Annotated in this window: 10 protein-coding genes; all 10 read right to left on the reverse strand. The window is 63.6% G+C overall.

The window, feature by feature from the left end:
- Window positions 1-2: 2 nt before the first annotated feature.
- The 10 genes from yjfF to BM193_RS17175 all read right to left on the reverse strand — a co-directional run bounded on the left by yjfF (window position 3) and on the right by BM193_RS17175 (window position 14,265).
- Entirely contained in the window at window positions 3-977 is a 975-nt protein-coding gene (yjfF, locus tag BM193_RS17130; protein WP_092798690.1) for a galactofuranose ABC transporter, permease protein YjfF, read from the reverse strand.
- Window positions 974-2,059, reverse strand: a complete 1,086-nt coding sequence (locus BM193_RS17135) for an ABC transporter permease (protein ID WP_092798691.1) — start codon at window positions 2,057-2,059, stop codon at window positions 974-976. Before BM193_RS17135 ends, yjfF begins: the two co-directional genes overlap by 4 nt.
- On the reverse strand, window positions 2,056-3,597 hold the full coding sequence (locus BM193_RS17140) for a sugar ABC transporter ATP-binding protein (protein ID WP_254786296.1): 1,542 nt from the start codon (window positions 3,595-3,597) through the stop codon (window positions 2,056-2,058). The genes BM193_RS17135 and BM193_RS17140 overlap by 4 nt, the downstream gene beginning before the upstream one ends.
- Before the next feature lie 9 nt (window positions 3,598-3,606).
- Window positions 3,607-4,581 (reverse strand): ABC transporter substrate-binding protein, encoded by a 975-nt coding sequence (locus tag BM193_RS17145; protein ID WP_092798692.1) that lies wholly within the window; start codon window positions 4,579-4,581, stop codon window positions 3,607-3,609.
- 167 nt (window positions 4,582-4,748) lie between these two features.
- A complete protein-coding gene (locus BM193_RS17150; RefSeq protein ID WP_092798693.1) occupies window positions 4,749-7,115 on the reverse strand; it encodes a glycoside hydrolase family 127 protein in 2,367 nt (788 codons plus the stop codon).
- 8 nt (window positions 7,116-7,123) lie between these two features.
- The gene (locus BM193_RS17155) at window positions 7,124-8,158 is read right to left on the reverse strand and encodes an arabinan endo-1,5-alpha-L-arabinosidase (protein ID WP_254786297.1); all 1,035 of its coding nucleotides are present in this window, start codon (window positions 8,156-8,158) and stop codon (window positions 7,124-7,126) included.
- A gap of 21 nt (window positions 8,159-8,179) precedes the next feature.
- Window positions 8,180-9,736 carry a glycoside hydrolase family 43 protein gene (locus BM193_RS17160; protein WP_254786298.1) on the reverse strand — a complete coding sequence of 519 codons (1,557 nt, stop codon included), beginning with the start codon at window positions 9,734-9,736 and terminating at the stop codon, window positions 8,180-8,182.
- Between the two features lie 94 nt (window positions 9,737-9,830).
- Window positions 9,831-11,375: an alpha-N-arabinofuranosidase gene (locus tag BM193_RS17165; protein WP_092798695.1), complete on the reverse strand. Its 1,545-nt coding sequence runs from the start codon at window positions 11,373-11,375 to the stop codon at window positions 9,831-9,833.
- 16 nt (window positions 11,376-11,391) lie between these two features.
- Window positions 11,392-13,314, reverse strand: a complete 1,923-nt coding sequence (locus BM193_RS17170; RefSeq protein ID WP_092798696.1) for a glycoside hydrolase family 97 protein — start codon at window positions 13,312-13,314, stop codon at window positions 11,392-11,394.
- A gap of 183 nt (window positions 13,315-13,497) precedes the next feature.
- Window positions 13,498-14,265: an SDR family NAD(P)-dependent oxidoreductase gene (locus BM193_RS17175; RefSeq protein WP_092798697.1), complete on the reverse strand. Its 768-nt coding sequence runs from the start codon at window positions 14,263-14,265 to the stop codon at window positions 13,498-13,500.
- Window positions 14,266-14,306 lie beyond the last annotated feature (41 nt).

The raw sequence follows: 14,306 nt of genomic DNA on the forward strand, positions 1-14,306 counted from the left end.
GGTTAACTCCCGTTGGTATGTTTCTGGCCCATGGCCATCAGTCTTTGCACGACGCAAAAGACGAACAGCAGGCCGCCGATGACGATCTTGGTCCACCACGAGCTGAGCGTGCCGTCGAAGGCGATCAGGGTCTGGATGGTGCCCAGCACCAGCACGCCGGACAGCGCACCGGCCACGTAGCCGTAGCCGCCGCTGAGCAGGGTGCCGCCGATGACGACGGCGGCGATCGCGTCCAGTTCCGTGCCTTGCGCATGCAAGCCATAGCCGGACAGCATGTAGAACGAAAACAGCACGCCGCCCAGCGCGGCGCAAAAGCCGCTGAAGGCGTAGATCAGCACCTTGGTGCGGCCCACTGGCAGCCCCATCATCAGGGCCGACTGTTCATTGCCGCCGATCGCATACACGGCGCGGCCGAACGGCGTGGCATGCGCCAGCCAGATGGCCAGCAGCAAGGTCGCCACGGCGATCACCACGCCGGGCGAGACGAAGCCGCCCAGAAAGCCCAGTTGCGTCTGCGACATGGCGACGAACAGCGGGTCGTCGATGGTAATCGAGTTGATGCTGATCAAATAGCACAGTCCGCGCGCCAGAAACATGCCGGCCAGGGTGACGATGAAGGGTTGCAGCTTGAAGTAATGGATCAGCGCGCCCATGCTGGCGCCAAACACGGCGCCCAGCGCCAGCACCGTGGCGATCACCAGCGTCGGTGGCCAGTGCGCCACGTTCAGCAGCCAGGCGGCGATCATGGTCGACAGGGCCAGCACGGAACCGACGGACAGGTCGATGCCGCCGGAAACGATGACGAAGGTCATGCCGACGGCGATCACCAGCAAGAAGGCGTTATCGATCAACAGGTTAAAGATCACTTGCGTGGACAGCAGGCCCGGATAGGCGGCGCCGCCCAGGCCCAGCATCACCACCAGCAGCAAGACCGTGACAAGCGAGGTGAAATACGGGGTGTGCAGCAAGCCCTTCATGCTTTTCTCCGATGCAGCAATTGCTTGAATTCCGACGATTGCGACAGGCAGACGAGGAAGACGACGACCGACTTGACGACCATGTTCACTTCCGGCGGCACACCCAGCGAATAGATGGTGTAGGTCAGGGTCTGGATGATGAGCGCGCCGATCATGCTGCCGACCAGGCTGAACTTGCCGCCGGCCAGCGACGTGCCGCCCAGGGTCACGGCCAGGATGGCGTCGAGCTCCAGCATCAGGCCCGCGTTGTTCGCGTCCGCGCTCTTGATGTTCGAGCTGATCATCAGCCCCGACAGGCCCGCGCAGGCGGCGCAAAAGACATAGACGAAAAAGATCAGGGTCGCCGTCCGGATGCCGGCCAGGCGCGCGGCCACGGGGTTGATGCCGACGGCCTGGATGAACAGGCCCAGGGCCGTCTTGCGCATCAGCACGGCCGTGATGATAAACACGGCCGCCACGAGGAACAGCGAGAACGGCAAGCCGAACAGGTAGCCGCTGCCGATGAAGAAGAACGGCTGATAGTAGACGGTGACGATCTGGCCATCGGTCAGCAGTTGTGCCAGGCCGCGCCCCGCCACCATCAATATCAAGGTCGCGACGATGGGTTGCAAGCCGAGACCGGCCACCAGCACGCCATTCCAGGCGCCGCACAACAGGGCCGCGCCCAGGGCCGCCGCCAGGGCCCAGCCCATGGGGATGTTGCTCACGTAGGTGGGCACGCCATTCTCCATCACCATCGTGCCGCCGATCAGCATGGCGGCCACGGTGCCGGACAGGGCCACGACGGCGCCCACGGAAATGTCGATGCCGCGCGTGGCGATGACGAGGGTCATGCCCAGCGCCGCCAGCATCAGGGGGGCGGCGCGGTTGACGATGTCGATCACGCTGCCGTACAAATGGCCATCACGTACTTCCAGGTGGAAAAAGCCGGGAATGGCGAAGAAGTCGACCAGCAACAGCAGCAACAGCGCGGCCAGGGGCCGGCTCAGGGGGTGATGCAAAACGGTATGCACAATGGAAGAATCCGTGGTGAAAGCCGTCCGCGCAGCAGGCGCCGCGGACGACGGTGTGGTCATGCTCATGCTGTCTCTCCGGCGATCACTTGCAGCACGGAGTCATCGTCCAGTTCGCCGCGCGCATAATCGCCGCAGGCCTTGCGGTCGCGCATGACGACAATACGGTCGCTGCAGCGCAGCACTTCCGGCAGTTCGGACGAGATGAACAGGATGGCCATGCCCTTGCGGCACAGCTTGCTGACATAAGTCATGATTTCCTGCTTGGCGCGCACGTCGATGCCGCGCGTGGGCTCATCGAGGATCAGCATGGCGGGCGACGTCACCAGCCAGCGCGCCAGCAGGGCCTTCTGCTGGTTGCCGCCGGACAGGCTGCCGATGGGCGTTTCGATGCTGGCCGTCTTGATGCCCAGCGCCTTCACATATTCGTCGGCCAGCGCCTGCTGGCGTTTAAAGGGGATCGCGCGCAGCAAGCCCGTGCGGGCTTGCAAGGCTAAAATAATGTTTTCGCGCACGGAGAGCGACAAAATTGCCCCTTCGTGCTTGCGGTCTTCCGAGCAGAAACCGATGTCCCGGGCGATCGCATCGCGCGGCACGTGGAAGTGGCGCGGCTGGCCCTGCATGGTGATCGTGCCGGAGTCGGCCTTGTCGGCGCCGAACAGCAAGCGCGCCAGTTCCGTGCGGCCCGAACCGAGCAAACCGGCCAGGCCCAGCAATTCACCCTGGCGGATGTGGAAATCCATGGGCAGCAAGGCGCCCTTGCGGCCCAGTCCCTGCGCTTCCAGCACCGTCGGGCCGAAGCTGGCCCCGCCGGCCTCTTGCGCCAGATCAAGCTCTTGCTCCTGCGTATCGACCGCCACGCCGATCATTTTATTCACCAGCGCCAGGCGCGACAATTCACTGCACGCGTATTCCCCTTCCCGCTCGCCATTGCGCATCACCGTGATGCGGTCGGAAATGGCGTAGGTCTGGTCGAGGAAGTGCGTCACGAACAGGATCGCCATGCCCTGCTCGCGCAGGCGGCGCAGCACGGAGAACAGCAGATTGACTTCCGCCTCGTCCAGGCTGGACGTGGGTTCGTCGAGGATCAGCACGCGCGCCGAGATGTTCAGCGCGCGCGAGATGGCCACCATTTGCTGGATGGCCAGCGGAAAGCTGGACAGTTGCGCCGTGACATCGATATCGATCTGCAGTTGCTGCAGCAAGGCACGCGCCTGCTGCTGCATGGCACGCCAGTCGATCGCCCCGAAGCGGCGCGGATAGCGGCCGATAAAGATGTTTTCCGCCACCGACAGGTTCGGACACAGATTGACTTCCTGGTACACGGTGCTGATGCCGAGCGCCTGCGCGTCCGAGGTGGAGGCGGGCGCGATGGGCTGGCCGTCGAGCAGGATCTGGCCGCTGTCGGGCGTGTAGACGCCCGTCAGCACCTTGATCAGGGTCGACTTGCCGGCGCCGTTCTGCCCCATCAGGGTATGCACTTCGCCCGGATACAGGCGCAGGGCGACATGGCTGAGGGCTTTGACGCCGGGAAAGGATTTACTGATGCCGCGCAACTCCAGCAAGGGAGCTGGCGCGGCGTCTTGATGCGCTTGCGTCTTCATCATGCGGCAAGCTTAGTATTTACGGTTCGGAAATTCCTTGGCGGCCACCTCGGCAGGGAACACGCCTTCCACCGTCGTGATGCGCGCCGGCACGGGCTTGCCGGCCACCACGTCGCGCGCCACCGACATCAGTTGCGGGCCCAGCAGCGGGCTGCATTCCACGGTGACGTTCAGCTTGCCGGCGATCATGGCTTCGAACGCGCCTTTCACGCCATCGATGGAGATGATGATGATGTCCTTGCCCGGCTTCATGCCCGCTTCCTCGATGGCCTGGATGGCGCCGATGGCCATGTCGTCATTGTGCGCGTACAGCACGTTGATCTTCTTGCCTTCCGCCTTCAGAAACGCTTCCATCACTTCCTTGCCCTTGGCGCGCGTGAAGTCGCCCGTTTGCGAACGGATGATCTTCATCTTCGGATTCTTGCCGATGACTTCCTGGAAGCCCGCCTTGCGGTCGATGGCCGGCGCGGAACCGACCGTGCCCTGCAGTTCGACGATGTTCAGCGTAGCATCGGGAGTTTTCTTGGCGTAATCGAGCAGCCACTGGCCGGCGCGGCGGCCCTCTTCCACGAAATCGGAACCGATGAAGGTCACGTACAGCGATTTGTCGGCCACGTTGACGGCGCGGTCCGTCAAGATGACGGGAATCTTGGCGGCCTTGGCTTCGCGCAGGACCGTGTCCCAGCCCGACTCGACCACGGGCGAGAAGGCGATCACGTCGACCTTTTGCGCGATGAAGGAGCGCAGGGCCTTGACCTGGTTTTCCTGCTTTTGCTGTGCATCGGCAAATTTCAGGGTCACGCCATCCTTCTTGGCGGCATCCTTGATGGAGACAGTATTGGCGGTGCGCCATTCGCTCTCGGCGCCCACCTGCGAAAAGCCCATGACGAGGGGCTTGGCGGCAAACGCGGAGGTGGTGGCGAAGGTGGTGGCGGAAGCGGCCAGCAGCATGGCGCTGGCGAGGAGGGTGCGGCGGCTCAATGTCATTCTTGTCTCCAGTTTTTTTATTGGAATACCATCACAGCCGGATGCCGGATGGGCGGTTTTTTATGAACCCATGGTAGGAGAAAGCCACATAGCCATCCAATCAATTCTTTTTCGCTTGCGATATCGATTTGCGTATCACTGGCTGGCCGCGGCGGCGCCCTCCCCCCTCAGCGCAGCAGGCGCAGCCCGTACAAGCCCCCGGCCACGGAGTCCTTGCCAGCGACAAATTTCACGACCAGCTTGCCTTTGGCGGCCTTGACCAGGTCGGCAGGCAAGGCGACGTCCAGCGTATACCACTCCTGCGGCGCATCGGCCGTCACGGCCACGGTCTGCAGCTTGACGCCGTTCACCAGCACGTCGAAGACCCGGCCCGCGTCGAGCGTGGACAAGGTCAGGCGCAGCATCGCCGCCTCGCCTTGCGGGTCATGCAAGTCATAGCTGAACCAGCCTGTCGCATGGCGCCAGTGCCGGCCCTTGTTGACGCCATTCTCTCCGCCCTCGGCCTGGAAGAAATGGTCCGATTCCGGCTGCTGCTGCCCCGGCGCCACCTGGTCGATGGTTTGCGCATCGAGGGCCAGGCGCTGCGCTTCCGCCTGGCGCGTGCTTTCCTGCAGCTGCGCCAGCTTGGCGGGCGTGGAGACGGGCCAGTACAGCATGTAGCGCGCGTCGTGCAGGCGGAAGAACGGGATCAGTCTGAGCGTCGCCGCATCCTTGCCCTGGATCAAACCAGACGCCGTAAAGGTCAGCGGCTGGCCCTGCACGGGCTTGATCTTGTGCATGAACTCCTTGCTGTCGCTGACGAACAGCGGTGACGATTCCAGCGGACACACTTGCCCCTGGGCGATATGGCCCATGCGCGAGTCGTCGGCAAAATAGTTCAGCTGTTCATTGGCGAACGGCTGCGTCTTGGCGGCCAGCACGATGGGGCCGTGCAGCACGGCATAGTAGTTCGACTGGTCCGGCATCTGCTCCAGGCGCGTGCTCATCGGCAAGGTCACGTCGACCTTGTCGCCGCTCTTCCAGGCGCGCGTGATGGTCACGTACTCGCCCGGCACGCCATGCACGCGCAGGGCCTTGCCATTGAGCTTGACGCGCAGCTTGCCCTTGGCCACCCACTGCGGGTAGCGGATCTTCAGGCTGAGCGTCTTCTTGCCCGCGAACTGGCCCAGCGTGATGCGCGTCGTGTCCCGGTCGGGGAACTGCGTCGCTTGCACGATGGTGACGCCCTGCTCCTTCCAATCCAGGGTGGAGGCCATGAACAGGTTCACGTACAGGGCGTCGCCCTCGTGCGCGTAGATGAACTCGCCATACTTGGCCTGGCTTTCGATGCCGGAACCCACGCAGCACCACATGCCCTTGTCCACTTGTGAATACACGCGGTAGTGATTCGGGCGCATGGGCGTGAAATACACGAAGCCGCCCGTGCCGGGGCGCTGCGACGACAGGATATGGTTGTACAGCGCGCGCTCGTAGTAATCCGCGTACTTCACCTGCTCGTCGCGCCGGAACAGCTGCTGCGTGAGCTTGAGCATATTGTAGGTGTTGCAGGTTTCCGGCCCCTCGACTTCCTCCACCATCGAGGAAAAATCGTGTTCGTCGTGGAAATGTTCCTTGACGCTGTTGCCGCCGATGGCCACCGTGCGCTTGTCGTGCACGGTTTGCCAAAAGAATTGCGCCGCCTGCTGCCAGTCGCGCCGGCCCGTCAGTGCGCCGATGCGCTCGAAGCCGATGACTTTCGGGATTTGCGTATTCGCATGCAGGCCCGTCAGCTTGTCCTGGCGGGCCGCCAGCGGCTGCAAGACCGCCTGGTGCGAGAAGCGCACGGCCAGGTCCAGATACTTTTGCTCGCCCGTCATCGTATAGACGTCGGCCAGCACCTCGTTCATGCCGCCGTGCTCGGCGCGCAGCATGGCTTGCATCTGCGCGTCGGACAAGGAGGCCGACAGTTTCACGGCCCAGTCCGACAAGGCGATCAGCATACCCTTGGCCTCCTCGCTGCCCGCCTGCTGGTAGGCGTCGCGCAAGCCCGCATACACCTTGTGCAGGTTGTACCACGGCACCCATTTACCGTTGACGGAGAAGGTGTCGGCCTGCATCTCGCCCCGGGCCACGGCTTGCCAGGCGGCGCTGCCGTCGGGAATGCCGCCCAGGTAGCCGTTGCCGTTGGCGTCCTGGCATTTTTTCAGTTCCGCCAGCAGGTAGTCGAGGCGCTCGCGCACTTGCGCGTCGCCCGTGGACGCCGCCATCAAGGCCAGCGCCGACAGATAATGCCCGCCCATGTGGCCGTCCAGGCCCGTCGCTTCCCAGTTGCCATAGCTGGGCTTGGGCTGCGGCAGGCCGGCCTCGCGGCGGAACGGCGCCAGCAATTTATCCGGGTCGAACGACATCAAATACTGCAGGTCCGTCGTTTGCGCATCGAGAAACGGTCCGTCGCCCAGCCGCACGGCCGAGAGGGGAAACAGCTGGGCCGCCTGGAGCAGCGGCGTGGCCAGGCCGCCGGCGGCCAGCGCCAGCATCAACACAGTCTTCTTCATGGCAATCCTCAGGGCTTGGCGGGTGGCAACTGGCGGCTTTGATAGCGGTTCAAGTCGCGCGGGTCGACTTGCGGCCAGCCATCCTTGTCCCACGTCATGGGCATGATCTTGAGTTTCTGCAAGTAGTCATCCGCCGTTTCATAGGCGTGCAGCACCAGGTAATCCTTGCCGTCAAAGGTGTAGGCGCTGTTGTGGCCCAGGCCCTTCCAGTCCTTGTCGCCTTTCAGCAAGACCGTGCCGCCGCCCTGCGCCATGTCGCGGCCATCCCTGTCCAGGTACGGCCCCGTCACGCTCTTGGCGCGCCCCACGGCCAGGTGGTAGGTGCTGTCGGCCTTCTTGCAGCACAGGCCCCACGAAACGAAGAGGAAATACTCGCCGCCGCGCCGGAAGATGAACGGCGCCTCGATTTCCTCGGGCGCGGGCTTGAATTCGCCCGCGCGCGGCGGCAGCGGCACGCGGCGCGCCAGCGAGTGCCACTCTTGCGGCTCCGCAATCGTTTTCCAGTCGGCATTCAGCTTCACCAGCTTGATGCCGTTCCAGAACGAGCCGAACGACATCCACGGCGTGCCGGCGGCATCGGTGATGATGTTCGAATCGATGGCGTTCCACTCGTCGCGCTCGGGCACCGATTGCAGCAGCATGCCCTGGTCGACCCAGCGGTAGTCGGGCGAGCGGGGATTCAAGGTGGTGTTGACGGTGACGCCGATGCCCGAGGTGTTCTTGCCGAAGCCGGACACGGAGTAGTACAGGTAATATTTGCCGTCATGGAACTGCACGTCGGGCGCCCAGATATGGTCGTCAAACGACGGTGCGGCCGTCTTCGCCCACGTGGGCTGGCCCGCGAAGACGCGCCCTTCCGGCTGCCAGTCCACCATGTTTTGGGAACTGTAGAAGGTGATGCCGGGCCCCGTGCTGTACAAATAATACGTGTCGCCTTCCTTGGCCATCACGGGGTCGTGCACGCTCACTTGCGCGGCATGGCAGGACAGCGCCAGCAAGGTGGCGGTAACGGCGGCCAGGCCGCGCTTGAGCGTGTGCATCATGGTTCTCCTTGAGTGTTTACTTTATGTGCCCGTGCGGGCGCCCCACAGCGACACGCCGTCGGCGGACTGCGCCGTGAACGTGACGACGAAGGCTTGCGCATTGGCATTCCACTGGCGCGACAGCACGCCATTGAACAAGCCGCCGGACGCCAGGGTGATGGCGAGCAGGTTGTTGCCCTGGTGCTGCCACGTGCCCGTCTGTGCCCCGCTGATCGTGCCATTCGCCAGCAGCGCGATATGTTGCGACAGCTTGAGCGCCGTGGAAATATCCTTGCCATGGTTGATCAGTTGATAGCTGCCCGCCACCTCGGATGAGGCCACCTGCGCCGCCAGCGGCGTGACGCTCTTGCTTAACGGCACGTAGCGGAACGGCGCCGCCACCAGCCAGCCATCGCCATTCATGAACAGCTCGTGCACGCGGATCTCGTGCAGCTCGCCCATGTTCGGGAAGCGCGTGTGGAAGATGAGGAAATACTGCTGCGTGGCGCTATCGTAATACGCCGAATTGTGTCCTGGCGACACATACCCGGGCGGCGTGCCCGTCTCGCCCGCCGCCAGCGCGAATTGATGGTTGCCCATCAGCTTCTGGCCGAACGGCGCGATGGATGCGTCGTCGAACAGCGGCAAGGCGGGATTCGACTTGACTTGCCGCATGTCCTTGCCCTGCGCATCCACATAGGGGCCGTCCGGATTGCGCGAGCGGGCCACGCGCATATTGTAGGCGCCGTTCGCGTCCAGGCCGCCAAACGAGGTGAACAGGTAGTAATACTGCGTTTGCGGGCTGTACAGCACATACGCGCCCTCGATGCGGCTATGGTTGCCGCCAATCACGTGCTTGCCATAGCCCTGCCCCGCAACAGGCAAGCCCGTGGCCGGGTCCATGGCCAGGATGAAGATGCCGCCCGAGTACGAGCCGTAGATCATCCACAGCTTGCCCGTGGCATCGCGGAAGGTGTTCGGGTCGACCACGTTCGGTTGCGTCAGCGCATCGTAGATGGTCACGCCATCTTCGCTGACCTGGCCCCACATGCCGGACTTGAGGAAAATCTTCTGGTTGACGTACGGGCCCTCCACCGCATCGGCCAGGGCCAGGCCCATGGCGGAACGGGGCGAATCGCCCTTGCAGCTGTTGTAGTACATGGCGAACTTGCCATTGTCGAGCTGAATCACATCGGGCGCCCACAGTCCGATCACTTGCGACCAGGCAAAGGTGTCGGCCAAGGCCGTGACGACATTGTTGAACAGGGGATTGCCGGCGTTGACGCCATCGGCCATCTTCGTCCAGTTCATCAGGTCGGTGGACTTGGCGGCCGCCAGGTGGGAACCGAACACATAATAGGTCGCGCCCACCTTGATGAGGGACGGGTCATGCACGGAGGCATTGATAAAGGTGATGGCGCCTTGTACGGGCGGCGTCACAACAGGCGGCACGACGGGGGGCACCACAGGGGGCGTGACGGGGGGCACGACGGGCGGCGTGACGGACACGACAGGCGCGCTCTCGGACGAGCCACCGCCGCCACAGGCGGCCAGGGCCATGGCGCTGCCGAGCGCCAGTACAGCTTCTCTTCTGTTCATGGAATACTTTCTCTACAACGTGCAGCACGATGCGGCTGGCCGGCGCAGGAAAGCTCCCGCGCCGGCACAGAGTAGACAGCAGGAAGCTGGCGGCTTATTCCACGGCGACCACCACCACGGCCTTGGCGGGCACCGACACGGTCAGCTTGCCGCCTTGCGCCTTGGCATTGAACGCCACCGGCTGCACGGCTTGCGGTTGCGCAAAGCTGTTGACGGCATCCATCTTGCCTGCGGTCAGCACGCGGCCATTCACGCTGGCCACTTGCTTGCCGGCCAGCGCCACGTTGACGTCGACGGCCTTGTGCGGATTGGTGTTGACCAGCGACAGGTAGACCTTGCCATCCTTGGCGCGCGCGGCCGAGGCGCTCACTTCAGGAATGCTGACCTTGCCCAGGCTGTATTTGCCATTGCCGGCGATGGCAACCGGTAAGGAGGTGGCGTCCTGGAACGGCACGTACATCTGGAAGGCGTGATACGTAGGCGTGAGGAAATATTTATCCTTGTCCGTGATGATCATCGCCTGCAGCACGTTGACCATTTGCGCGATATTCGTCATGCGCACGCGGTCCGCGTGGGCATGGAAAATATTGAAGTTCAGGGCCGCGACGAGCGCATCGCGCAAGCTGTTTTGCTGGAACAAAAAGCCCGTGTTGGTGCCCGGCTCGACGTCGTACCAGGTGCCCCACTCATCGACGTACAGGCCCGTCTTTTTCGACGGGTCATTCTTGTCGATGGCGGCGAGATTGTTCTTGATCAAGGTGTCGATATGCATGGCACGGCTCAGGGTCGAGATCCATTGATCTTCGCCAAAGCCCGTGGCCGCGCCTTTCTTTTCCCACACGCCCGTCGGCACCGTGTAGTAGTGGAAGCTGATGGCGTCCATCATGTTCGGCTTGATTTCGCGGCTCAGGGTGTCGGACCAGCTGATGTCCTCGTCATTGCCGCCGCTGGCGATGAATTTCGGCCGCGCGCTTTCCGGCGTCTTCATGAAGGTGTGGTAGTGCTTGTACAAGTCGGTGTAGTACTGCGGGCGCATATTGCCGCCGCAACCCCAGGCTTCGTTGCCGATGCCAAAGTAGTCGACCTTGTACGGCTGGGCGCGGCCATTCTTGCGGCGCAGCTCGGCCAGGGTCGACTTGCTGTCCGAGGTCATGTATTCGAGCCATTCGGACATTTCCTGCGGCGTGCCGGAACCGAGGTTGCCGTTGATATAAGTCTGCGCGCCCAAGAGCTCGGCCAGGTCGAAGAATTCGTGCGTGCCGACGGCATTCGACTCTTCCACGCCGCCCCAGTTGGTGTTGACCTTGGTCGGGCGCTGGGCGCGCGCGCCGATGCCGTCCTTCCAGTGGTATTCATCGGCAAAGCAGCCGCCCGGCCAGCGCACCAGGGGCACATGCAATTGTTTCAGCGCGCCCAGCACGTCGTTGCGCCAGCCCTTGGTGTTCGGAATGGGGGATTCCGGGCCCACCCACATGCCCTCGTAGATGCCCGTGCCCAGATGCTCGGCGAACTGCCCGTACACATTCTTGTTGATCACGGGACCGGGCTTGGCCACGTCGATGGTGACATTCACGGGGGCGGCGAAGGCGCTGCTGACGACCAGGCTCAAGGCCAGGATGCTGGTGTTGACGAGTTTCATGCTGTCTCCTGTTGTTTTAATTAAAAATGGCTACAAAGCCGCCGTGCGGCTTGATCGTGATGACGGCCTTGCCGGCCGCAATTTCCTGCTGACTGAACGCGCGCTCGCTGGCGCCGTCCGTGATCAGGGCGCCGCGCTTGCCTTCCAGGAAGGACAAGTCCACGGTGAAGGTCCGTGCCGCATCCTGGGCGTTGATGCCGGCCACATACCAGCGTTCGCCCGCCTGGCGCGCCAGCATCAGGTACTGGCCCGGCACGCCACCGAGGAAGCGGCTGTCATCCCAGCTGCGCGGCAATTCCTGCAAGAACGTTTTGACATACGCGGGGACGCTCGCCATGCCGGCGGGCACTTCCGCAAAGTTCTGCACGCCCGACAGGAACAGCACGGGCAGCGCCAGTTCAAAGCCGTTGCGCGTGGCGCGGCGGATATTCGGCACGTCGCCCAACACCATGGGCGTGAAATCCATGGGGTCGAACAGGTTGCGCGCGAACGGCAGCATGGCCGCATGTGCGGGCATGGCGTCCTGGTCGCGCTGTTCAAAGGTGGTAAATTCCAGTCCCTTGACGGCTTCGGCCGTCATCAGATTCGGATAGGTGCGGGCCCAGCCGCGCGGCAAGGTGGCGCCATGAAAATTGACCAGCAAGCCGTGTTGCGCCGCATCGTTCAGGATGCCCAGATAATAGGCCATCATCGACTGGCCATCGCCGGCAAAGAAATCCACCTTGATGCCCTTGACGCCCATTTGCGCCAGGCGCGCAAATTCCTGTTCGCGCTGCGCGTGGCTCAGCAGCTTGCCTTTCGGGGAATACGTGGTCTTGTTCCAGCTGCCCGAGGAGTTGTACCAGAGGAAGAGGCCCACGTTTTTTGTCGCCGCATACGCGGCCAGCTCGGCCATTTTGGCGTAGCCGATCTGGCGGTCCCAGTCCGCATCGACGAGCACGTAGTCCCAGCGCATGTCGGCCGCGTAATCGATGAACTGTTTCTGCACCGCATACACGGTGGCATCATCCTTCAGCAAGCCCCAGCTCCAGGCCGCGTGGCCGGGCCGCACCTTGGCCGCATCGAAGGCGATGGCGGGCGCGGCCAGGTCGGTGCCCAGCGTGCTGTCCATGACGGTGGCCAGGCTGCCGATGGCCAGCACCCGCCACGGCGAACGCAAGCCCGTGGCCGCCTGCGCCAGCAAGGCGCCGCCGGGTGCCACCTCGGCCGCCATCGGCGTGCCGATGCGATAGACGCCGCCGGTGGACTTCGCCTGCAGGCGCGAGGCATGGAAATGCCCATCCATGTCCGCTTCCGTCAGCGCCACCCACGTGTCGCCCGACTGGAACAGGGCCGGGAAGACCCAGCCGGCCGCCAACGGCGACGGCGTGCCCACGGGAATATCCATGCGGTAATGTTCTTCGTAGGCGGGATTGGTGTGCATCCAGCCCGTCTGCGCCACCTGCATCGGCTGCAGCCAGGCGCGGGCAGACGGCGCAAAGCTGAAGGCCGTGCTTTCCTGCAGCATGGCTCCAGCCGCGTCCGGCACCTGGCCCAGCACGTAGCGCAACGCCACGCCATCGTTGGACACGCGGAACACCACGTCCATGGCGTGTCCCTGCGCATTGCTCACCGTGAAGCGCTGCTCGTTGGCGGCGTAATCGATGACCCGGCGCTTGCCCGTGGCCATGGTATAGCGCTCGGACACGGGCGTGATGGGGGATGCCGCGCCCAGGGTCAGCTTGCGCGACAGGTCCAGGCCGGCAAATTGCAAACCCAGCGCCGACGGCAGGATGACGGGCACGCCAGCGCGCCGCACGGCATAGGTGACGCCGCCAGAGGGGCCAGCGGCGACCTTGACCTGCAGGCTGCCGTCAGGACTCGATAAAGGGGCTTGCGTGGCTTGCGCACTGGCGGCGCTGGCGAAAACGAGGGCGATGCTGCAAACGAGACATTTCATGTTCAGCTTCCAGACGTGGCGATGCCTCTCCCGCCGCGGGGTTGGGGCGGCAAGAGCGGTGCTTCAAAAGGAGGTATGGCTGCGGAAAGACCCGCACCCGACAAAACGCCCAGGGCTAGGCGCAGAGGTCGAAGACAGTACGAATGTACGGCGAGACCCTGCAACAACGCCCTGGGCGTTTTGTCAGACCCAGCCGGCGTCGACGATGAATTCCTGGGAGGTGCACATGGCGCCGTCATCGGCCGCGAGGAACAGCACCATGGCGGCGATGTCCTGCGGCATCAGTTTATTCGGCAGGCACTGGCTTTTCTTGATTTCCACTTCCGCCGCGTCGTCGACCCACAGGTCGATCTGGCGCTGCGTCATGACCCAGCCCGGCGTCACCGTGTTGACGCGGATATTGTGCGCGCCGAAATCGCGCGCCAGGCCCCGCGTCAGGCCGACGACGGCCGCCTTGGTGGTGGCATACACGGGGTAGCCGCCCGACTTCATGTGCCAGGAAATCGAACTAACGTTGATGATGGAGCCGCCGCCCTGGCGCTTCATGCCTTCGAAGACGGCCTGGCAGGTGAAGAACATGGGACGCTGGTTGATGGCGATGCGCTCGTTCCAGTATTCCAGGGTGACGTCCTGCGCCTGGTGGCGCTGGTCGTTGGCGGCATTGTTGACGAGAATGTCGAAGTCGCCCAGCTTGCCGGCCAGTTCCGCCATGACGGCTTGCAAGGATGGAATATCGGTGATGTCGCAATGGCGGAACAGGGGCGCCGTCCAGCCCGCTTCGGCCAGGCGGCGGCACAGGGCCTCGCTCGCTTCCACGGCGATATCGACAAACGCCACCAGCGCGCCCTGGGCGGCAAACTCCGCCACCAAAGATTCGCCGATGCCGCTGCCGCCACCCGTGATGAACACGCGCTTGCCCTGCAAGCTGCCATATGTCGCCAATTGCTTCATTCTCGTCTCCAGCTGTTTATTTTTTATGTACAACGCCCAAC

It is taken from the genome of Janthinobacterium sp. 344 (assembly GCF_900112025.1).
In the GTDB taxonomy this organism is placed as follows: Bacteria; Pseudomonadota; Gammaproteobacteria; order Burkholderiales; family Burkholderiaceae_D; genus Janthinobacterium.

Coding starts and splice junctions, on each gene's coding strand:
- yjfF (WP_092798690.1), bottom strand. CDS start 977: ATGAAGGGCTTGCTGCACACCCCGTATTTCACCTCGCTTGTCACGGTC.
- BM193_RS17135 (WP_092798691.1), bottom strand. CDS start 2,059: ATGAGCATGACCACACCGTCGTCCGCGGCGCCTGCTGCGCGGACGGCT.
- BM193_RS17140 (WP_254786296.1), bottom strand. CDS start 3,597: ATGATGAAGACGCAAGCGCATCAAGACGCCGCGCCAGCTCCCTTGCTG.
- BM193_RS17145 (WP_092798692.1), bottom strand. CDS start 4,581: ATGACATTGAGCCGCCGCACCCTCCTCGCCAGCGCCATGCTGCTGGCC.
- BM193_RS17150 (WP_092798693.1), bottom strand. CDS start 7,115: ATGAAGAAGACTGTGTTGATGCTGGCGCTGGCCGCCGGCGGCCTGGCC.
- BM193_RS17155 (WP_254786297.1), bottom strand. CDS start 8,158: ATGATGCACACGCTCAAGCGCGGCCTGGCCGCCGTTACCGCCACCTTG.
- BM193_RS17160 (WP_254786298.1), bottom strand. CDS start 9,736: ATGAACAGAAGAGAAGCTGTACTGGCGCTCGGCAGCGCCATGGCCCTG.
- BM193_RS17165 (WP_092798695.1), bottom strand. CDS start 11,375: ATGAAACTCGTCAACACCAGCATCCTGGCCTTGAGCCTGGTCGTCAGC.
- BM193_RS17170 (WP_092798696.1), bottom strand. CDS start 13,314: ATGAAATGTCTCGTTTGCAGCATCGCCCTCGTTTTCGCCAGCGCCGCC.
- BM193_RS17175 (WP_092798697.1), bottom strand. CDS start 14,265: ATGAAGCAATTGGCGACATATGGCAGCTTGCAGGGCAAGCGCGTGTTC.